Consider the following 20,092-nt stretch of genomic DNA (forward strand, 5'->3'; position numbering starts at 1 on the left):
TCCTAAGCGGGCTTTTCCACACAGCACCGCGGGAGAGGAATCCGGCATTCGGCAGCAATCTCACCGAGTTGCTCCCAGACTTCGCTCCCCACGAGAATCCCACCCTGGAGCTGAGCGGCGGCCGTTTCCGCTTCTATCTCACCCGGCAGGTAGATACGCTCTATGCCGGGAGCACGGGGACAGTTCTTCAGGCTCCTGGCGTACTGCTCCATCCGCTCGATGAACTCGTCATAACGACTGAAGGATTCAACTTTCAACGCCGCACACAGGTGTCCGACTCCGGCGGGACCGGACAGGTCGGTGCTCTCCCGGACCTCAGAACCGTACGACGAACCCGTGAGCACCCCGGAAAGCAGGTCGATCACCACCGCCAGGGCGTAACCCTTGGCCCCCGCTGCCGGTAGCAAGCTGCCCAGCAAGACCTGCGTGGGATCGTCGGTGGGCTGCCCCTGGCGATCGAGACCCCAGCCCAGGGGGATCCTGCGGCCGGCGAGAGCTGCCACCCGCACTTTCCCGCGGGCCACCACCGAGGTGGACATGTCCAGCACCACCATACCGTGATTTCCGGCGGGCAGCGCCACGCTCATGGGGTTAGTACCCAACATGGGCACCGTCCCTCCCAGGGGAGCCATGGCAGGGGCGGAATTGGACAGGGCTATCCCGATGAAGCCGCGCTGGGCCGCCATCATGGCGTAATAGGCGGCCATCCCGAAGTGGTTGCTGCTCCGGACTCCCACCACTCCGGCCCCGTGTCTTGCTGCCAAACCGGTGGCGATCATCATGGCGAGGGAGGCCGCCACGTGGCCCAGGGCATTGCCGGCGTCAATAAGCCCGACCGCACCCCCCTTCTTCACCAACCGGATGGAGGGACGCCGGGATACCAGATCCCTCTGAATCCTGGCCACATACGCCGGCAGCCGGGAAACGCCGTGGGAATACACGCCCCGTAAGTCGGCAGCCACGATGGCCCGCGAAGCCAGACCCGCGTGTGGCTCGGGTAGCCCTACCGCCGCGAGCACACGCCGCCCGAACTCTTCCAGTTCTCCGGGATCTACCCGGACCCCGACCTCACCCGGCACACCAGCCGCCTCCTGCACAGCAACTGGTGCAAGAGGCGTGCCACCCGCCGCACCGGCCACCCAGACAGACACGTAGATCGCGCAAAGGGCTGGCATTGGCCGGGCACGGGGCCGTCATCCGGCGTGTACGCCGCCGGAAACCGGTGTCCGCAACACCGCTGGGATTTCACATTGAATTACTAGGGGCATTCCCTCGTTTCAGGGTGCAACTGTAGCCTCTTCAAGCGACGCCACAGCGTGGTGGTGCTGATTCCCAGCCGTTCCGCCGCTTTCGCTCGGTTCCAACCCACTTCCCGCAATACCTGCATGATGGCCAGTTCCTCGGTCTGCGCCAGAAGGCCCCGCGACGAAAGCGATGGGCTTACCTGCCGCTGCAACTCGTCGTCCGCCGCCCGGGCAAGGTCCTCCACTCCGACGAGCTCGGAATCCACCAGCAGGCACAAGCGCTCGGCCAGGTTCTCCAGCTGGCGGATGTTCCCGGGCCAGCGGTAAGTCATAAGGAGGGAAACCGCATCCGGGCGCAGTCTCTTGGGCCTGGCGCCCACCATCTCCGCCTTCCTGCGCAGAAAGTGTTCCAGCAGCAGGGGAACATCCTCAGGTCTCTCCCGCAACGGCGGGACTTTGATCCGCAAGACGTTCAACCGGTAATACAGATCGCGCCGAAACTCGCCCCTTTCCACCAGATCCTCCAGAGGCCGGTTGGTGGCGGCGATCACCCGGACGTCAACGGGCACAACCCTGGTATCCCCCAGGCGCATGACCTCCTTCTCCTGGATCACCCTGAGAAACCGCGATTGTAGGGAGGGACTCACCTCCGAAACCTCGTCCAGGAATATGGTGCCCCCGTGGGCCAGCTCGAACAGGCCAGGCTTACCGCCTTTCCTGGCCCCGGTGAACGACCCCTCCACGTAGCCAAATAGCTCGCTCTCCAGGAGGTTCTCGGGCAGGGCACCGCAGTTCACGGCTACAAAGGGACCGGCGGCTCGCTTGCTCGCCAGGTGAATCCCCTGAGCCAGGATCTCCTTACCGGTGCCGCTCTCGCCCGTGATGAGGACACACGCGTCCGACTGCGAGAACTTGCGCGCCGCCTCCACGGTGGCCCGGAAGTTCGCGCTGACGCCCAACACATCCTCGAGCGCGTGCTTGGCCACCAGACCCCTCTGACCCTGGGTCAAACGAATGCGGACGTTTTGCTCCAGCTTCTGCAGCTTGTTGACTTCCTGAAAGGTGGCTACCGCCCCCATGATCTGGCCGTCCACCAGTATGGGCACGCGGTTGGTCACTATGGTAACCCCTCGCCCAACCTCCTGAAGCTCTCCCAGTTGGGGGCGACCGCTGGCCACCACTTCCGGCAGCCTGGTGTCGGGGATCACCCGGCGGACATCCTGACCTATTACCTCCCGCGTCGGAATCCCCATGATCGATTCGGCCACCGGGTTAAAAAGCGTCACCCGGTTGTCCCTGTCGACGGCTACGACCCCATCCCAGATGAAATCCAGAATGGCCTTTAGCTCGTTGGCCCGGCGCTTCTCCGCCCGGATAGCGTCGCGAACCCTGAGCGCCTCCAGGAGAGCCTGGCGAACACCCTCATGAGATGATTCCAGGAGCACCGCCGGTGCTCCTATTCTGCCCGCCAGCTCGATCACCCGGTGTCCGCCCACGAACACCGGCCCGGCAGCTGCCGCCCGGGCTGCGATCACCATTTCCTCAAGAAAGGAGGCTTCATCGTCTACCCGCACCACCCGCAGGCGGATGCCGGTCAACTCGGTGAACACCTGGGCGAAACCCTCCGCAGCCGTGGCGATGGTCGCGAAACCAACCAAGATTATATCGGAGCCCAGCCCCCGGGCGTTCTTCACCGCCTGCAAAACGTCGTGGGCGGTCACCGAGACTTCGACTACCGGGACACCCAGATCCGCCGCTCGGATTCGAGTGGCCGTTCCCCCGCGGCTGACAAGCACCTCCGCCCCGCGGGCAACCTCGGCGCGGGCAACCGCCACCGCCTCGTCCAACAGACCTTGCACGACGCGGACATCCCTGCCCAGCTCGGAAGCAACCTGGCGGGCGAGACTGGCCAGCCCTTTGTTCGGGGCGATCAACGATACACCCACGTTCGGTCACCTGCCCCGTACTGCTTACACGGGGTGGGACGCGCAAAGCATTGATTTCACATTTCTGCATTGGGTCGGCCGTTTCCTCCGCCGGCCCCGCCGGCCCCGCCGGCCACTCACGGCGCGGTTCTTGGATTGGACTGTTAGGGCTTCCTGCCCCCAATCCCGAGCTCCCTCGGGCTATCCGGGGAGAACATGGGAACCATCCGGCTGTTCAGATTGGTGGAGCGGCTGTTGTCTGGGGCCATCCTGCCGCTCTTCCTCTTCCCGGGCTGGTTCTCCTCCGCTCTCAGGTATCTGCCTTTCGGGTACACCCTTTACGTCCCAGTGCAAGCCCTGACACAGCCTCAAGCCCCCGGGGACCTGGGGGCCTCTCTGGGCATAGGGCTCGCGTGGTGCGCAGCCTTGGGGTGGGCGACAAGGGCCATGACCGCCGCGGGGTGGCGGCGGTTCACCGCCCATGGGACATGACGTTGAAGAACCCCCTTCGAGCCCCTGGGCGTTTTCGGATCTCGCCCACAGGTGCGGCCCGTTCCGGACAAAGGGTTGTCTCGGCTGGATGACCGGGCGCGGGGTGAATTGCTCCGGCTCTTGCCTGACCTGGCCGGTAGCCTCGTAACCGGGAATCATTTCATTGAGTTGCACCGGGTCGAAAGCTGCGTCAACGGGGCCCTCGGCGACGACGATCTCTTGTTGGTCGTGCAAGTCAGGCCGGGAAATCGATCGGGTATTCATTCAGCACGGCCACTCCCCCCGGCGCGGGGCGTTACTTCTGCGCTTCTTTCTGGCGCGGGTGTGGCGGCCCGCCGGACGGGGGTCGAGGTGGGAGCATTCGCGCAGGTGGGCGGCAAGGGCGTCGTACCTGGGCCGGGCTTCGGCGGGAAGGGCGGTGCGATCCACCCGGCGGAAGTAGGAGAGCGCCCTCCCGGGGTCGCCCTTTTGCAGCCAGAACCCGGCCACGTTGAACTGTACGATGGGGTGGCTGGGGAAGGCCCGGCCCAGGATCTCCAGCAGGGGCTGTGCCAGGTCCAGGTCCCCTTCGCTGCGGTACAGGTTGGCCAGCGCGAGCATGGCGGGAGGATAGGCCTGACCACCTGCGAACATCGACTCCAGGATCTCCCTGGCCTCGTCCCGGCGGCCGGCGTCCCGCAGCTCCATCGCCTTCTGGGTGAGGCGCGCGAGCTCGGGGTCCTCCCCCATGATGAGCTCCATCTGCTTCAACTGGACCTGCACCGGCTTGCCGTCGTGGACGATCTCGGCCGGCTGGTCGGACGGCTGCACGCCCAGCTTCACCAGAGCCTCCACGGCAGCCATCTTGAGGTCCACGGGGAGGGTGGGCGCCCTGCAAACCTGCTTCGCCAGGGCAATGCCCCACTCTCCTCCGTAGTGCACCAGTTGCTCCAGCGCCTGCCGGCTGCTTTCCCCCTGATCCGCCAAGGCCAGCCCCAGGAACCGCACCCGCAGGCGGGCCTGCTGCATCCTGTCGTGCAGGTACGCTTCCGCCTGCTTCGGGTCTGCCTCCCTCAGGTCTGAGAGGACCCGCACGTCCTCCCGGAAAGCCTCTTCGTCATACCCGTAGTCGTACTCCATGGGAAAGGGCGGCACTACTCCGTCGGCCACCGCGTCTGCCGCGGCCACATACGCGCGCACGAACTCCCACTGGGGATCGCGCACCCGTCGCCAGATACGTGCTGCCTGCCGGTACTTGCCCAGGTTGAAGGCGGCCACGCCTCCCAGGAAGTGGTCTTCGGGCTGCTCATGGAGATTCTCCCAGCGGCGGTAAAGGTCGTACACCAGACGGTGATCCTCCAGGGCGGCCGCCGCACGTTTGATCAGCACCGTGTATTCCCGCCAGGACTGCACCGATTCGGGTGGCCCGTTGCGCAGGGCGCGCAGGCCGGAGTCGAACTCGGCGACTGCCTGGCGGACGTGATTCCTGGCCGCCTCCGTGTCACCCAGCCGGGACCAGGCCAGAGAGGCCAGGGCATGGGCGTAGGGAGACAGCTCGTCGCCCTGAAACACCTGCTCCAGGGTCTCCAGAGCGCCCTCGGCGTCACCCTGCTCGTACCGGCAGAGAGCGAGGTTGTTGGCGGCCGCGCGGGTGAAGGCCACCTCCAGGGACTGGCGCAGAAGCTTTTCCGCTTCCGCCAGCTTCCTCTGACCCAGGCAGGCCCTGGCCTGTTCGGCGAGGGCCCATGCCCGGGCCTCGTCCCCGGTTCTCGCTGCTTCGCCTGACCCTTGTCGCCCCATCCCACGCACAGGGCTCGCCACCTTTCGCGCCTGTCCGGGCCCACCATGCACTTCTCGCCCCAGATGGCTTTCTGGCGCCGCAAGACCGCGCCTGTCAGGACTGAGCCGCCAGGCGGTGGCGGTTCAGTTTTGCCGGAACTCGTCGGCCAGCGCGGCCATGAGGTGCTGGTCGCGCCAGCCTCCATCCGCGAACACGGCCTGGCGCAACGTGCCCTCCCGCACGAAGCCGCACTTCTCGTAGCAACGCTGGGCCCTCAAGTTGTCCGCGTTGACTCGCAGGTAGGTGCGGTGGAAGTTCATCTCCTCAAAGGCGAAACCCAGCAGCGTACGGATGGCGTCGGTGCCATACCCTCGCCCCCAGCAATCCTTCTCGCCGATGAAGATCCCCAGTTCGGCCTCCCGGTGAACCTGGTCAATGCGGTGCAGACCCATGACGCCGATGGGCCTTCCGTCGCGCGTCTGGATGATGAAACGCGGTCGCTCTCGCTGCGGGAAACCCGCTCCAGCCAGTCGCGCTCCTGGGCACGCGAATAGGGGAAGTGGGGCATCAGGTACCGGCCCACCCCGCGGTCGTTGATCCAGCGCAGGAGCGTGTCCAGATCCTCCATTTCGGGAGGCCTGAGCACCACCTTCTCTCCCACCAACAACGCCATCTCCCCCCATCCGCCCGTCACGCGCAGCCGGCTTCCCACCCGGAGGCACCGGCCACCTTCACCGGAAGAATCTCGTGTTCTGTTCTTCGCCTTCCCGCCGCTTCCCTTCCCGCCCACTTCCCCTCGCCCCACTTCCCTTCCCCCGGCAACCGAACCCTTCCGCCCGCCTCCCGCACCGCCGGAAGGCATCAGCTACCACGTATACCACACGTACGGTACAACGGGGTGGAGGTGATGGCGGTCGTGAAGCGGAGGGCTGAAGCAACGCTGTACCTGGGCGAGGAGCTGTACCGCGCCCTGGACGAGTATCGCCAGAGCTTCAGCATCCCTCCCAGCGCCAGCGCCGTGGTCCGCGAGGCGGTCCGCCGGTTTCTCGAGGAAGCAAGAGAGGGCGAAGGGACGCTTTCACCACGCGCAGGGGTGGAGGCAACCGAACCCCTGATGGCGCAACTGATTGCCAGGGGCGTCTCTCTCGACACGGTGAGATCATACGTGCAGATAAGGCGGACGAAGAGCGGACTCGTGTCATCCTCGGGGACGAGCGATGAAGGCCGTCCTGGACGCGTCCGTGCTCGTTCGGCTCCGGCCAGACACATCATGCCCAGGTGCGCAACTGGCTCAAGTCCATCCGGGAGCTCTACGCACCCCACCTTATGCCCTTTGAGGTGGCCATGACTATCAGACACCTCGAATTCGCCGGTGCAATCACCCAGGAGACGGCAGAAAGCGCTCTGAGGGAGGCCCTCATACTCCGCGTCCGGCTGTGGACGCCACCCGGCCTGCACCTGGAGGCCCTGCGCCTGACCCGTCAGTTGGGGGCTTCGCGCGCTCGTGACACAGCGTATCTGGCCCTGGCCATCCACGCCGGATGTCAGTTGTTCACGCTCGACGAGCGGTTCCTGCGCAACGCTCAGGGCAAGGGCTATGCACTTGTTCACCCGGTGTCCGGGCCCGGGTGAGGAAAAGAAATCAGCGTTCCTCCGGGACCAGCTCGCCGGTCTCGGTGTCATACAGGCCGCTGGGGCCACTTCCCCCGGAAATGCGGAATCGCCTGGGCACGAGGGTCTTACCGAAGTTGAGGTCGGGCTCCGACCTCCGCATCGGTCTCGATTTCTCGGTCGTCGTGGATGCCCGCCTCAGTAGAACCCTGTTGGCAGGTCTCCACCACATCCTGGTTGACCTGGGCTTAGCAGACAAAGTACGGATTGACGTGTGAGACGGCCAACCTGGCTGCTGGCAAGGAAGTGGAAACCCGCGCACATCAACCAACAGCACATCAAATGGGGGGACGCGAGCGCGATCGCCGCCTTGCCCGAAAGGATCTAGCAAAGGTAGAACCCTTGCGGGTCGATGGCGCAAAGTGGTTTCAGTCGGATGACCCCAGACAAAACCCGCGAAAGAAACTTCCTGGCCGGGGCTGCTCTTCGGTGGTCGAGGGGAGGGGGTCATGGAAGTGGTACCAGCGAATGGTAAGAACTCGAAGATGTCCGTCCTCAACCACCTGTCGACCCATTCGGTTGCTGGGACTCAAGGCCGTCAGCCGCCGCACGAAGACCATCCCGGGATTCCCGCAGACGCTGCTTTACAGGCTCCCGCACACCATCGCCAGCCACGAGGCAGGTACGAATCGCAGTCTCCCAAGAGATCCGGGTTCCGAGGGCCTACGCGCCGACCTCCCCCGCGGGGCTGGGAGTAGGTGGATCGCCTCCACCGCCGGGTGTACCTCGGACCGGATTGACCGCAGCGGCGCAGCCCTGGGGGCAGGACCTGCCACCGGGGCCCGCAGCGAGATGGCACCCCACTAAACAGCGCCTCGCACAGTGCCTGCGCGACACCTCCCGATCCGAGCTCGGATTTGCCGGAAGGCAGTGGGGCCAACCAGCAACGCCGCGGCCATCCCGAACAGGGTAAGTGCGATGGGCGAGCCCGTGAACACCTTAAGGCTTCCTCCGGTGATCATGAGGGTTTGCCTCAAGGATTGCTCCATCAATCCGCCCAGGACCAACCCAAGTATCACGGGGGCGAGCGGGAAGTCCGACTTGCGCATGAGGTAACCCAGCATCCCCAGGAGGCTAGCCACGACCAGGTCAAACGGAGAGTTGTCCACGCTGTACACGCCCACATAGGAAACCGCGAGAACGATCGGTAGCAGCCAGCGGGGCGGAACGCTGAGAATCCGCACCCAGATTCCGACCAACGGTAGGTTCAGGATGAGCAAGATCACGTTTCCGATGTACATGCTGGCAATGAGGCCCCAAACCATGTCGGCGTGCCTCGCAAACAGCAGCGGACTCGGCCGAATCCCGAGCATCAGGAGAGCGCCGTACGTGACCGCTGTGACGGTCGAGGCTGGCAGACCCAGCGTGAGCAGGGGAAGCAGAGCCCCCGAAGCAGCAGCGTTGTTTGCGGACTCGGGGGCTGCCACCCCCCGGATATCCCCGCGGCCGAAACTGTCCGGGTCACGCGCGATTCGTTTCTCGACGGTGTAAGCGATAAAGGGTGCCGTGACATGACCGGCTCCGGGGACTGCTCCTACGAAGAAGCCCAGGAACGTCGCCCTAAGTATGGAGCCCAGGCTGCGCATGAACTCCTGCATGGAAATCCATATTCTGGAGACCCTTGCGCGCTCGAGCGCTCCTGTGACCACTTCCTCGTAAGCTAGCATCACCTCGGAAACCGCGAACAATCCGATGGCCGCAACCACGATGTCGATTCCGTCCATCAGCTTCGGGATGCCGAGGGTGAACCGCGGTGCGCCGCTCGGAAGATCCATTCCTACTGTGGCGAGCATCAGCCCGATCACGGTCGCGGCAATCCCTTTCAGCAGCGACTTGCCGGTGAGACCGGCCACAGTGCTGAGTCCGAACGCCATAAGGGCAAAGTTTTCCGCGGGGCCAAAGCGGAGAGCAAATGAGGCTAGTGGGGGCCCGGCCGCCATCAGGAGAACCACGCTTAGCGTCCCGGCGATGAACGATCCCAGGGCTGCTATACACAGGGCCGGCCCCGCTCTCCCCCGGCGTGCCATCTCATAACCATCCAGAGTAGTTACCACGGAAGCGGCTTCCCCCGGCACGTTTAACAGGATGGCGGTGGTCGAGCCGCCGTACATCGCTCCGTAGTATATCCCGGCCAGCATGATCATGGCGGCCGTTGGGTCACGACCCCAGGTGACGGGAATGAGAAGCGCCATCGCCCCTGCTGGCCCGAGTCCCGGGAGAATCCCCACCAGTGTACCAGCCAGCGCACCGAGAAATGCGTACAGCATATGTTGGGGCATGAGCGCGATCTGGAATCCGTGCAGCAGGTGCGGAATCAAGGTCCCCGACCCTCCTCAAGGCCCGACGCGGCCACATCTCACCCGAGGAACCGCGCGACGCCCGGCGGCAGGTAAATGTCCAGCACCCTAGTGAACAGGAGGAACAACCCGGTCGCGACGAGCACTGACAGGCAGAGCAACCGCACCGGCGATCTCTCTCCCGCCAGGTACGCCGCCACGATGAGAAACAACGTGGTCGCTACGGGGTAACCTATCCTGGGCAGTAGCAAGCAGTATGCGACAAGCAGGACCCAAAGCGCCAAAGGAGCGGCGAGTCTCCGGGAACTGGTTCCCTCCGTCCGAGGCGGCGCGCACAATAACCCCAGTCCTCCGGCCGCGAGCGCGACCCCCAGCACAATTGGAAATGCGCGAGGTCCCAGGGGGTCGCCGGACCAAAACGACCGTATGTGGAACGCCAGCCAGAGGTATCCCCCGCTCGCCAGGAGAAAGGCCGCCCCCCACAAGCGCTCTGGACTCATTTGCCCAGCCCCAGTTCCTTCAACGTATTTCGGTACGTGTTCAGTTCATCCTCCAGGAAGGCCTTGAGTTTATCTCCGGTCAGCAGAAACGGCTGCCAACTGTACTTCTGGAGGGCTTCCTTCCACGCGCTGGTCTCCACCATCTGGTGCAACATAGTCACCCAATATTGCAGCACATCCTGGGACACCTCCGGAGGGGCATAGAAACCGCGCCAGTTGCCGGAAATAAGATCAATCCCCGCCTCCGAACTGCTCGGGGTATCCGCATAGATACCGGACAACCGTTCCTTCCCGAGGACGACAAGAGGACGGAGGGCGTGCGCTTCCGTGTACCCAGCAATCTCCCCAGCGTCACCCACAAAGGCGGTCGCGTGTCCACCCATGACAGCGGCTATCGCATCCGCGCCACCCTGGAAGGCAACATAGCGCACCTTCTTCGGGTCAATCCCTACCAACTTGCCCAACCGGGCCACCCGCACGTGGTCGAGCCCCCCCGGCGGCGAGCTACCCGCAAAGGAAATCGAGTCCGGTGACTTTCGCAGCGCTTCCAGAAGGTCAGCCATGCCGCGGTACGGCGCGTCTGCTTTCACACCGATCGTGCCGTAGTCGACGAACAGGGCCGCCACGGGGGTAATGTCCTTGTACGAGAACGGATAGTCCCCCAACGCCATCCGGCTCGTCAAGACGGTCGAGAAGGCGACCAAAACGTAGTTGTCCTTGCGGCGGTTGTTGACGATATCCGCCATGGCAGTCGCCCCGAACCCGCCCGGTTGGTTGGTGACGGTGATCGGGACCTTGACCAGGCCAGTGTCCTGGAGCACTTTGGCGGTAGCGCGACAGGTCAGGTCCCAACCTCCGCCGGGGTTGGCGGGTGCGATAAACGTGAGCGGCTGATCGGGATATGCAGGCTTCTTGGCCTCCTCGGTCTTTTGGGGCGAGCACGACGAACCCAACACGCCGATGGCAAGTATCACGCAGGCAACCAGCAAAAGGCCTCTGTGCTCTCTCATGCCAAACCCTCCCTTGTGATGCCGCACGGAAGTGACTTCGCGACCAAAGAGCTACCGTATCCCACGCCTCCCGAGAACCCGCTTCCGCTCGAGTCTGCTCTCACCTCCCGGAGGCGGAGGGGACGCGTTGGAGTTGTGACCGCTTCCCCGCCTTCATGACCTGACCGGGTAAGGGATGGCCCACCATGGATTCCAGGTCACGTGCCACTGCGATGAGAATGTCCAGGTCGATCCCGGTTTGGACTCCCATCTCTTCGAGCATGTGGACCACGTCTTCCGTGCACACGTTGCCAGTTGCACCCGGAGCAAAGGGACACCCGCCCAACCCTCCGATGGAGGCATCAAACGACATGCAACCTGCTTGGAGGCCAGCAAGGATGTTCGCCACACCCATGCCGCGGGTGTTATGGAAGTGTAAAGCCAGGGGCAGTCCACTCGCACACCGTTTCACGCTGGACACGAGGTTAGCCACCTGGACCGGGTTGGCCATCCCAGTTGTGTCGGCGAGAGTAATGCCCGCAACGCCCAGCGAGAGTGCTGATTCCACCAGGGCCAGCACACGCTGCTCTGGCACGTGGCCTTCAAAGGGGCAGCCGAATGCCGTGGCGACACTGCACCAAACGGAAATGCCCTGGGACTTGCAAAACCCCGCTACCTCTCCGAGTTCGGCTAGGGACCGTGCCACCGACTTGCGTACATTTTGCTGGTTGAACGTCTCGCTAGCAGCGATTACGAAGTTAACCTCGTCAACCCCGGCCCGGGCCGCCCTTTGTGCGCCCCTGGCGTTGGCTACTAATCCCACGTACCCCACCGACGGATGCCGCTCAATGACTTCAAAGACCCGGTCCGTGTCTGCCATTTGCGGAACCAGATCCGGGTGCACGAACGAGCCAACTTCGATCTTGCGAAAGCCGCAGCGCGACAACGTACTCACCAGCCGCACCTTGCTGGGCAGGTCCAACAGGGTTTTCTCGTTCTGGAGGCCGTCGCGGGGCCCTACCTCTATCACCTCAGCCTGGCCGGGTAAGTTTAGCACCATACTGGCTCCCCCCACGCCAATCGCCCCGGGCAACTCAGATCACGCCCTGTACCCTCAGGTCCTCGATTTCCGAGACACCCAGCCCAACAATTTCACGTAACACCTCGTCTGTGTGCTGACCCAGCGTAGGACCGGCCCAGCGGATCTGTCCGGGTGTCAGGCTCAAAAACGGAACGACTCCCTGCATCGTCAGCCTGCCAAGCTCAGGATCATCCACACACGCGATAATACCCCGATCGCGAAAGTGCGGCTCCTCAATGACGTCGCGTGCCGAGTTTACCGGGCCGGCGGGTACACCGGCGTTCCGCAACGTCTCGACAATCTCATCCCTGTAGTGAGACGAGGTCCAGCTGGCGATCAGGGCATCCAGCTCCGCCTGATGCTGGCCCCTGGCAACGTGGGTCGCGAACCGGGGATCGTCCGACAGCTCAGGCCGCCCCGTGACTTGCGCTAGCCGCCTGAACACTGTATCTGCGTTAGCTCCAATCACCACCCAACTCTGATCGGCAGTGGGGTAAATGTTGGAGGGAGCAATCCCCGCGGTTACCCCTCCCGTCCTCTCCCGGACGACGCCTAGCGCGGAGCACTCCACCAGAATACCTTCCATCACGGCCAGCACCGCATCCGTCAACCCCACGTCCACAACCTGACCCTGCCCTTTCCGGTCAGACCTCGTCTTGAGCGCCAGGACCGCACCCAGTGCTCCGAAGAGTCCGGCCAGGGTGTCCCCTATGCTCACGCCGACGCGGACCGGCGGGCGGTCCGGGTACCCGGCGATGTACCGCAGACCGGCCATGGCCTCTGCCACGCTTGCAAAGCCCGCGTGGGCTCGATAGGGACCCGTTTGCCCGAATCCCGAGATGCGGACCACGATCAGGCCCGGGTTCAAGTCTCTAACCTCAGCGTAGCCAAGCCCCCATTTCTCGAGAGTGCCGGGCCGAAAGTTCTCGACCAGAACATCGCTGGCACCCGCCAGCGTCCGGACCAATTCCACCCCGCGCGGATGCCTGAGGTCTATCGTAACCGACTTCTTGTTACGCCCGATAACGGACCACCAGTAGGACCGTCCTGGAACCCCGCTGGGGAGGCCCCACTGGCGCATCGGGTCCCCTGCCTGCGGAGGTTCAATCTTGATAACCTCTGCCCCGAAGTCGGCTAACAGCATCCCGCAGTACGGTCCAGCGATGAAGCTACCCAGTTCAATCACACGCACGCCGTTGAGCGGACCCACGATGAACCCTCCTTGAGCAGCCCCAGGCGGATCTTCCGTCCGCTGCGGGTTGGCGCAAGAAGCGTGCCGGCCGGAGCCGCCCAGCCAGTACCGTTCGCACCTGGCCGGCACCAGTTTAAGAAGTCCGACAGATGGACGTCCGCACCGCCATGTTGCAGGCGGTTAACACACATAGCTGAAACATTTCAGTAATGAAACTAGGGTCCCTTGAGCCTCCTCCACAGGGTCGTGCGGCTCACCCCTAACATGCGGGCAGCCACCCGCCGATTGCCTCCCGCGGCGGCTAGCGCCTCCTCGGCAACCTGTCTCAAGTACGCATCCCTGAGCCTACGCAAGTCGGCCTGGTCGAAGCTGCGGGGGCGGTCGAGGTCGCCGGGAGGGTACCTGTTACCTGCTCCCTCTCCCGACGCAACCATGCCCAGCTGCGCGGCCAGGTCTGTTACGATGGATACCAGGTCGCGGGGTGACGGAACCCTGCCATCAAGAATGACGACCAGGTTGTCGACGAAATTCTCAAGCTCTCGTACGTTACCAGGCCACCTGTACGCACGCAACGGGCAAGCGATCGCCTGAAGCCTAGCCGCCTCAAGGAGTTCAGTGCTAGCCGACGGCCGTTTGGACAAAAGGTGTCCAATGAGAGGTTGCAGGTCCTCCATTCGCTCGCGCAGGGGCGGTACGTGAACGCGCAGTACCGCCAGTCGATAGAAGAGGTCCTCACGAAAAGCCCCTCCCTGTACCCGGCGCTTGAGGTCCTGGTTTGTGGCCGCAATGACGCGTACGTCCACCGGTACAAGGCTGGTCCCTCCCACCCGCATCACTTCTCGCTCTTGGAGAACCCTCAGCAATTTCGCTTGCAGGGAGGGGGATAACTCGCTGATCTCGTCAAGGAAAATCGTCCCTCGGTGGGCCATCTCAAAGAGGCCCTCCTTACCGCCCCGGCGTGCTCCGCTAAACGCTCCTTCTTCATATCCGAACAGCTCACTTTCCAACAGGTTTTCTGGTAAGGCAGCGCAGTTGATGGCAACGAACGGACCGCCCGCTCGACAGCTGGCGTTGTGAATCCCCTGGGCCAGAAGTTCTTTCCCCACACCGCTTTCGCCGGTTATCAGGACGGTCAGGTCGCACGCCGCGAACTGAGATGCCATCCGAATAACCTTCCGCATTATCTGGCTTTCGTAAACGATATCTGACAGGCTAATGCGAGCCACGAATCCCTTCCGTCGGTGCAACCGCCTGAGTTCCTCGGTCGCCCGTTCCACAGTGGAAGCTTCAAGGAAGGTGGCCACCGCACCCGCGAGCTGGCCGCTCACCACTACCGGCACTCGATTGGTAACTATCGTCACGGAACCAACCTGCTGGACCTGATTAATCTCGGCCTCGCCGGTTGTCAGAACACGATCCATACGACTATTGTCTATAACGTGAGAGGCCTTGCGTCCAATCACCTCCGTCGCACGCAGGCCCAGAATGCGCTCCGCTGCGGGGTTGAAATGGGTGATGACCCCTTCCTTGTCAGTGGCCAAGATACCGCCAAACGTGAAGTTGAGCACAGTCCGTAATTCTTCGGTTTTCGCCAGTTCGCGATAACGCGAAAGGGCGACCTCTACGGCGGTCCTCACGGCGAGCCGGATACTTTCCCCACAGTAGATCAGGGAACATCGCATGCCGTATTCCCGGCCGACTTCGCACGGATAACTGGATCCCACGACAGTGGCACACCCCTTGCTGCGGGCCGCAGCCAGTTTCTCGTGCAGTTCGCGGGGATCACAGTATACCACCTCTTCCACTGGCACAGGCACCAGGTCCAGCACGTCGGCAAGCCCTTCTATGGGCTGCTCGAAGCTGACCACAGCAACGCTACCGCCCGCGGAAGAAGCCCGCTTGATCGCACGCATCAGGTCAAAGGCGCTGACCGGGATGCCCACCACGGGCAACTGCACGTGCCGTCTCAACAGGCGGACGTTCGCTCCCCCGCTGACGAACACGTCCGCCTCGCCCCGGTCCTCGAGATCCCGGGCGATCTCAACAGCTCGATTCAGGCGTGCATCGTAGACGCGCACCTGCACCTGAGCCCCCAGATCTGCTGCGGGCGTGACGTTGCGGAAAAGATCCGCCAGTTCGCGGTAACCCATGGCAGCCACCCTGACCACCATCGTCAACGCGTCCTCCTCACTCGTCCTGCATGGGCAGCCGCACCCTCAGGGTTGGGGGAGAGGTTCTTCGCAGGCGTCCCGTTCTCCTTTGTGACCGCACTACGCAATCCCCACATTCGCGCAACAAATGCGGGGTCTGCATTTCGTCCGCACAGCAGCCTCGAATGGCCGCAGGAAGGATAACAGCTAAACTCCCGAGGCCAGTTCCTCGACCTTGACGCCGCGGCTGACCAGGTAGTTCTTGATGGCATCCGGCTCGGGGAAGTGTTTCTTCGCCAGTTCCAGGTGCTCCCATCTCAGTGTTTTGGCGGATTGCCCGTGCTTGCTCGCTCTCCCTCGGGTTCTCGAGTCCCTGTGGCCCCGGTTGGCAGCCTTGGGCGGCTCCCCGCCACGTTTGCCTCCAACTACCCTATCATGTCTCGCTGGGTCCCGTCTGGGGCCTACATTCCTTCGTCCTATCTTCTGGAGGCAGGCGGGGGTCCGGCTACTTCACGAGGGGGTCGCGCAGCTTCCTGGCGCCCCAATGTAACACGCTCGAATCCGGCCTTCTCTGCCGCTTGCTGAGCAAGCCAGCAGGCCTGACGTGGGGGCACACCCTGGTCCCGGGCCAAGCTTCGCCCCGCACGCGATCATCCTCTGCGTACCTGAGCCACCTGCGCACCTCTGCCAGGTGTTCAGCGTCGCTCATATACGACCTTCCCTTCCCGTAAGGCCGCTCGCAGTACCGACCCCACCAGATGCCCCCGTCGCCTGATTTCGTCCGGATCAGTCGGAATGACGTCGACTGGCACCGGAAGGTCGCCCACGGCACGTAGCATGGCTACCAACGTCTGTCGCTTATCTCTCACTTGGGGGAGAACTACCAGGACGCCAAAAGGTGGGTGACCCTGCTCACCCGGCACCCGCGACTGGTTCCGTTCGAGACAACTTGTCTCCGGGTTAGAGCCTCCCAAGACGGGCCACAGGGGTAGCAGAAGAGGCCGGCCGGACACGGCGTCCTCTGAGGTGGACCGGGCGCCGGGACGCCGCCGGGACGCGTCGCACCGCCGGGACGCGTCGTTGACACGTGGACGCGCCAGCGCTTACCATGTCAGCGGGAGGAAGTGAAGGTTACGGTTCGCCCCGAGAAGCACCACCGGGAGAACCGAGCCCCCCGCGCCGACTGCGCGGTGCGGCCGAGTCTGGCCACCGCCAGCCGCCGCACCTGCCCGGGAAAGGGAGAGATGGTCCATGAGGCCGGAGGCCGAGTTCAAGGCTCAGGTCCTTACCGCGGTGGTGAGCGGAGTCCTGATCGTAGTCGTCATGGGGGTCGTAATCTGGAAGCTCACTCTCTCACCCCTCTACCTGGTGCCGGTGATTGTAGCGGTCGCGCTATGGCCCCTGAGCCTGGTCTTCTACCGGCGTCAGATCACGTCCCAGCCCTCATCCAGGCCTCCCGTGCTGCTGTCAGTGATCGGCTGGGCGGTGATCTCCGCCACCGTGCTGCTCGTGAACTACTGGGAGGAAGGCCGCATCACCTGGGCGGTCTATCCGACAGCGGGGGCATTGCTGTGGCCGGTTTGCACGGTCCTGTATGCCAGACTTGTGGACTATTTCGGTCGCTGACCGCAAGAACAATGCGCCAGCGGCGGCGTTCGCCGACGGCTGATGACGGGACAGGTGTGATACCATGTCCGTGCAGCGCGCCGGGATGGCGGCCGCCGCGATAGTGTGCAGTGCGGGGGTGCGGACGATTGAGCAGAACGTTTGTGAACCAGCTGCGGGATGGGGACGCCGTCGAGGCCGTGATGCAGGTGCGCCGGGTGGCGGTACAGGCCTACCGCAACCGGGACGGCGCCTTCCTGCGGCTGCGCCTGGGAGACCGTACCGGCGAGATCGAAGCCCGGCTCTGGGACTTCAACTGGCAGAAGCAGTCCGTCCCGGCGGTGGGCGATCTGATCAGTGTGGTGGGGCAGGTCACCACGTACCAGGAGGCCCTGGAGCTGCACATCCAGGGCTTTGCCGCCGTCCCCTGGGAAGAGGCCGACCCCGCCGACTATCTGCCGGTTACGCCCCGTGATCGGACGGCCCTGCTCGTCGAGATCCGGGCCGCGGCGGCAACGGTGGAGAACCCCCATCTTGCCGCCCTGCTGGATTCCTTCTTCTCGGACGGGACATGGGTGGCCGCCTTCACTACCGCGCCGGCGGCGAAGATGAACCACCACGCGTACATCGGTGGCCTGCTCGAGCACACCGCGAACCTGGCGCGGGCCGTTCCCGTGCTGGTGCAGAACTACCCCCAGGCCGACCGCGACCTGCTCCTGACCGGAGTCATCCTGCACGACGTGGGGAAGATCGAGGAATACACCTGGGATCGCTTCATCGGGGTAAGCGACCGGGGCCGCCTGCTGGGTCACATCGTGCTGGGGCTGGAGGCCGTGAGCCGCCGCATGGAGGCCATCCCCGGGTTCCCGCAGACGCTGCGCGACAGGCTGCTCCACATTATTACCAGCCACCACGGCAGGTACGAGTGGCAGTCTCCCAAGCGGCCCAAGTTCCTGGAGGCCTGCCTGGTGCACCACCTCGATCTCCTGGACGGCGAGGCCCATAAGTTCGTCCCCACGGCGGTCTCGCCCGAAGAAGGCTGGGAGTGGGTGGATCGCCTCGACCGCTGGGTGTACCGCGGCCCTAGTTGAGTTCCGCCGCGGCCCCAGGTGAGTTCTACCGCGGCCCCGCATCTCGGGACTAAGGGGGGTATACCGTGAAATACGCGTCCTTTGGTCGCAGGCTGGTGGCCTACATCCTCGACGGCATCATCGTCGATGTAGCCCTGGTCATCGTGGCCTCTGTTCTGGCAGGTGTGGGCCTTGCCGGAGGGGCCTCACCCGAAAGCATCAAGCAGACGACGGCCATCATCGGCTTACTCCTGGGTCTCACCTATGCAACCCTGTTCACCGGGCTTCTCGGCCAGACGCCCGGGAAGATGGCCCTGGGCATCAAGGTGGTGGGCCCCGGCGGCGGGCCGCCCGGCATCGGACGGGCTTTCCTGCGCGAGGTGATCGGGAAGTTCCTGTCAGGCCTGATCCTGTTGCTCGGCTATCTGTGGATGCTCTGGGACGCCAAGAAGCAGTGCTGGCACGACAGGCTGGCCGACACCGTGGTGGTCCTCACCGAGAAGGCCGACGCCCAATGTTACCCATCATGCCAGCCATGACGCCGCCCATGACGCCGCGCGCACCGGCTGTGATGGCTGATGCCGTCGCGCGCGGCCGCGCCCGATAAGCACACCAACTGCGACCGATAATCACGGCTACCCGCCCGGTTTGCCAATACACGCGCGCAGCTCCGGGCCGATGACACCGCAACGCCCGCACGGCAATGCAAGCCCCACGCGCCCGCCCACCAGTTCGGGCCCCGGCGCCTTCGGGAAGAAGGAGCGTGGGGGCAGGTTATCCACAGGCGGCGAGGATTTCATCGCTCCAGCCCAAATCAAGCGGCGATTTTCTCGCCACCTCGGCGGAGTGTGCCAGGTCTTTGGACGCAGACGCGTAAACTCCTGCCAGATTCTCGACCCGGATGCAGCAGCGGTGCCCCCGACACGGGCGCAGGACGCATCGGTGTGGACATAAGCCCCTGCCGTCCCGATTATGTTGCAGTCTGGGCCGTTTGCCTGGCGGCGGGCCACCACACTGGACATCTTTTCACCACTTCCTCGCCCGAGAAGCGGCGAAGAAATGTCCAGAGCCAGCCGAAGGAAGTGGCCCCAAACCTAGCAGAGGAATGGTCCCGGCCCCGGTATCAGGAGAGGAGAAGCTGGCCGCCCGAGGCCACCAGCCGGTCATCCAGGTAGAGATCGGGGCGGAGCATGACCACGTCGATGTGCACACCGGCCTTCGTGTTCCCCCCGAAGGTGGAGTTGTCGCCGAGGGCCAGGTGCACAGTCCCGTAGATCTTCTCATCTTCGAGCACGATGCCGGACACCCGGGCTTTGTCGTTGGTACCCACGCCCAGCTCGGCTACGTTCCTGGCCTCCGGGGCATTCCCCAGGAGTTCCAGCAGCCTGGCACCCACCGGTCCCTCGGCCGCTGCCAGCATCCCCTTGTGGATCACCAGGCGCACAGGCTCCTGCACCTTGCCCATGCCGGCAATGGATCCGTCCACCACCACCTCGCCCTCCGCCGTCCCCTCCAGCGGGGCAATGTAGGCTTCCCCGGAGGGAAGGTTGCCCGATTCACCCTTCTCCCGGTAAAGACCGGTGCTGGCCACCGCCTTCCTGCCTTCGAGAGACATCCGCAGCTCCCAGCCGGGTCCCGCCACGCGGGCGGTGCCGGCCGCCGTCAACATGCTGGCCACCCGCCGGCTGCGCTCAGCCACCGCCTCGTAGTCGGCGGAGACGGCCCCGGTGAAGAACATCTCCCGGGTGATGCCGGGCATGGTGGCGATCCTGGCCCCGGCCCGGCTGGCGGCCAGCCTGGCCTGCGTGTGAGTCAGGGAGAACTGGGTGGGACACACCACCACGTCGGCACACTTCATGGCCTCGGCTACCGGGGCCGGCGGCTCGGCCCCGTGCCTGCCCGTGGGGGCCATCAGCAGCAGAAGAGCCCGGGCGCCCACCTGCCCACCGGCATCGAACAGCGCCTCACCGATCTCCCGGGTGGGGTTGTCCGTCACCACCAGCAGGGCTTCCCCTTCCCGCAATCCCATGCACGTGCGCAGGAGTCGCGCACCTACCTGGACCAGCGACATCCCCCTCACCATCCCTTCCTGTACCTCCGGCCCGGCCAGCCTCCGG

General features: G+C 64.3%; 16 protein-coding genes and 1 pseudogene. 4 read left to right on the plus strand and 13 right to left on the minus strand.

Annotation, left to right across the window (positions count from 1 at the left end; all coding sequences use genetic code 11):
* Positions 1 to 2: 2 nt before the first annotated feature.
* From QME70_04300 to QME70_04315, 4 genes are all read right to left on the minus strand, one after another.
* Complete coding sequence (locus tag QME70_04300) at positions 3 to 1,079, minus strand: Ldh family oxidoreductase (GenBank protein ID MDI6893826.1); 1,077 nt, start codon at positions 1,077 to 1,079, stop codon at positions 3 to 5.
* A 179-nt stretch (positions 1,080 to 1,258) separates the two neighbouring features.
* Positions 1,259 to 3,190 (minus strand): sigma 54-interacting transcriptional regulator, encoded by a 1,932-nt coding sequence (locus tag QME70_04305; GenBank protein ID MDI6893827.1) that lies wholly within the window; start codon positions 3,188 to 3,190, stop codon positions 1,259 to 1,261.
* A gap of 735 nt (positions 3,191 to 3,925) precedes the next feature.
* Positions 3,926 to 5,440 carry a tetratricopeptide repeat protein gene (locus QME70_04310; GenBank protein ID MDI6893828.1) on the minus strand — a complete coding sequence of 505 codons (1,515 nt, stop codon included), beginning with the start codon at positions 5,438 to 5,440 and terminating at the stop codon, positions 3,926 to 3,928.
* A gap of 123 nt (positions 5,441 to 5,563) precedes the next feature.
* Entirely contained in the window at positions 5,564 to 6,103 is a 540-nt protein-coding gene (locus QME70_04315) for a GNAT family protein (GenBank protein MDI6893829.1), read from the minus strand.
* A gap of 583 nt (positions 6,104 to 6,686) precedes the next feature.
* Between QME70_04315 and QME70_04320 the strand changes: the two are divergent.
* Positions 6,687 to 7,052, plus strand: a pseudogene (locus tag QME70_04320) (type II toxin-antitoxin system VapC family toxin).
* A gap of 10 nt (positions 7,053 to 7,062) precedes the next feature.
* Here QME70_04320 and QME70_04325 read toward each other — a convergent pair.
* The 8 genes from QME70_04325 to QME70_04360 all read right to left on the minus strand — a co-directional run bounded on the left by QME70_04325 (position 7,063) and on the right by QME70_04360 (position 16,009).
* Positions 7,063 to 7,194, minus strand: a complete 132-nt coding sequence (locus QME70_04325; protein MDI6893830.1) for a hypothetical protein — start codon at positions 7,192 to 7,194, stop codon at positions 7,063 to 7,065.
* Between the two features lie 700 nt (positions 7,195 to 7,894).
* Positions 7,895 to 9,409 carry a tripartite tricarboxylate transporter permease gene (locus tag QME70_04330; protein ID MDI6893831.1) on the minus strand — a complete coding sequence of 505 codons (1,515 nt, stop codon included), beginning with the start codon at positions 9,407 to 9,409 and terminating at the stop codon, positions 7,895 to 7,897.
* 38 nt (positions 9,410 to 9,447) lie between these two features.
* Complete coding sequence (locus QME70_04335; protein ID MDI6893832.1) at positions 9,448 to 9,888, minus strand: tripartite tricarboxylate transporter TctB family protein; 441 nt, start codon at positions 9,886 to 9,888, stop codon at positions 9,448 to 9,450.
* Positions 9,885 to 10,898, minus strand: coding sequence for a tripartite tricarboxylate transporter substrate-binding protein (locus tag QME70_04340; protein MDI6893833.1), 1,014 nt, complete (start codon positions 10,896 to 10,898; stop codon positions 9,885 to 9,887). Before QME70_04340 ends, QME70_04335 begins: the two co-directional genes overlap by 4 nt.
* Before the next feature lie 100 nt (positions 10,899 to 10,998).
* Positions 10,999 to 11,937 carry a hydroxymethylglutaryl-CoA lyase gene (locus tag QME70_04345; protein ID MDI6893834.1) on the minus strand — a complete coding sequence of 313 codons (939 nt, stop codon included), beginning with the start codon at positions 11,935 to 11,937 and terminating at the stop codon, positions 10,999 to 11,001.
* 34 nt (positions 11,938 to 11,971) lie between these two features.
* Positions 11,972 to 13,168: a CoA transferase gene (locus tag QME70_04350; protein ID MDI6893835.1), complete on the minus strand. Its 1,197-nt coding sequence runs from the start codon at positions 13,166 to 13,168 to the stop codon at positions 11,972 to 11,974.
* A 197-nt stretch (positions 13,169 to 13,365) separates the two neighbouring features.
* A complete protein-coding gene (locus tag QME70_04355; GenBank protein MDI6893836.1) occupies positions 13,366 to 15,321 on the minus strand; it encodes a sigma 54-interacting transcriptional regulator in 1,956 nt (651 codons plus the stop codon).
* A 484-nt stretch (positions 15,322 to 15,805) separates the two neighbouring features.
* Positions 15,806 to 16,009 (minus strand): hypothetical protein, encoded by a 204-nt coding sequence (locus QME70_04360; protein MDI6893837.1) that lies wholly within the window; start codon positions 16,007 to 16,009, stop codon positions 15,806 to 15,808.
* Positions 16,010 to 16,551: 542 nt separating this feature from the next.
* Between QME70_04360 and QME70_04365 the strand changes: the two genes are divergently transcribed.
* The 3 genes from QME70_04365 to QME70_04375 all read left to right on the plus strand — a co-directional run bounded on the left by QME70_04365 (position 16,552) and on the right by QME70_04375 (position 18,514).
* Entirely contained in the window at positions 16,552 to 16,926 is a 375-nt protein-coding gene (locus QME70_04365) for a hypothetical protein (GenBank protein ID MDI6893838.1), read from the plus strand.
* Positions 16,927 to 17,054: 128 nt separating this feature from the next.
* Entirely contained in the window at positions 17,055 to 17,996 is a 942-nt protein-coding gene (locus QME70_04370) for an HD domain-containing protein (GenBank protein MDI6893839.1), read from the plus strand.
* Positions 17,997 to 18,061: 65 nt separating this feature from the next.
* Positions 18,062 to 18,514: an RDD family protein gene (locus tag QME70_04375; GenBank protein ID MDI6893840.1), complete on the plus strand. Its 453-nt coding sequence runs from the start codon at positions 18,062 to 18,064 to the stop codon at positions 18,512 to 18,514.
* A gap of 584 nt (positions 18,515 to 19,098) precedes the next feature.
* Here the strand turns inward: QME70_04375 and QME70_04380 are convergent.
* Positions 19,099 to 20,058, minus strand: coding sequence for an aminopeptidase (locus QME70_04380; GenBank protein ID MDI6893841.1), 960 nt, complete (start codon positions 20,056 to 20,058; stop codon positions 19,099 to 19,101).
* Between the last annotated feature and the right edge of the window lie 34 nt (positions 20,059 to 20,092).

It is taken from the genome of Bacillota bacterium, assembly GCA_030019365.1.
Lineage (GTDB): Bacteria > Bacillota > Sulfobacillia > JACIYH01 > JACIYH01 > JACIYH01.

Excerpts from the sequence above, each read along its gene's own strand:
- QME70_04310 (MDI6893828.1), bottom strand. The coding sequence starts at position 5,440 with ATGGGGCGACAAGGGTCAGGCGAAGCAGCGAGAACCGGGGACGAGGCC.
- QME70_04315 (MDI6893829.1), bottom strand. The coding sequence starts at position 6,103 with ATGGGGGGAGATGGCGTTGTTGGTGGGAGAGAAGGTGGTGCTCAGGCC.
- QME70_04325 (MDI6893830.1), bottom strand. The coding sequence starts at position 7,194 with ATGCGGAGGTCGGAGCCCGACCTCAACTTCGGTAAGACCCTCGTGCCC.
- QME70_04335 (MDI6893832.1), bottom strand. The coding sequence starts at position 9,888 with ATGAGTCCAGAGCGCTTGTGGGGGGCGGCCTTTCTCCTGGCGAGCGGG.
- QME70_04340 (MDI6893833.1), bottom strand. The coding sequence starts at position 10,898 with ATGAGAGAGCACAGAGGCCTTTTGCTGGTTGCCTGCGTGATACTTGCC.
- QME70_04345 (MDI6893834.1), bottom strand. The coding sequence starts at position 11,937 with ATGGTGCTAAACTTACCCGGCCAGGCTGAGGTGATAGAGGTAGGGCCC.
- QME70_04355 (MDI6893836.1), bottom strand. The coding sequence starts at position 15,321 with ATGGTGGTCAGGGTGGCTGCCATGGGTTACCGCGAACTGGCGGATCTT.
- QME70_04360 (MDI6893837.1), bottom strand. The coding sequence starts at position 16,009 with ATGAGCGACGCTGAACACCTGGCAGAGGTGCGCAGGTGGCTCAGGTAC.
- QME70_04365 (MDI6893838.1), top strand. The coding sequence starts at position 16,552 with ATGAGGCCGGAGGCCGAGTTCAAGGCTCAGGTCCTTACCGCGGTGGTG.
- QME70_04380 (MDI6893841.1), bottom strand. The coding sequence starts at position 20,058 with ATGGTGAGGGGGATGTCGCTGGTCCAGGTAGGTGCGCGACTCCTGCGC.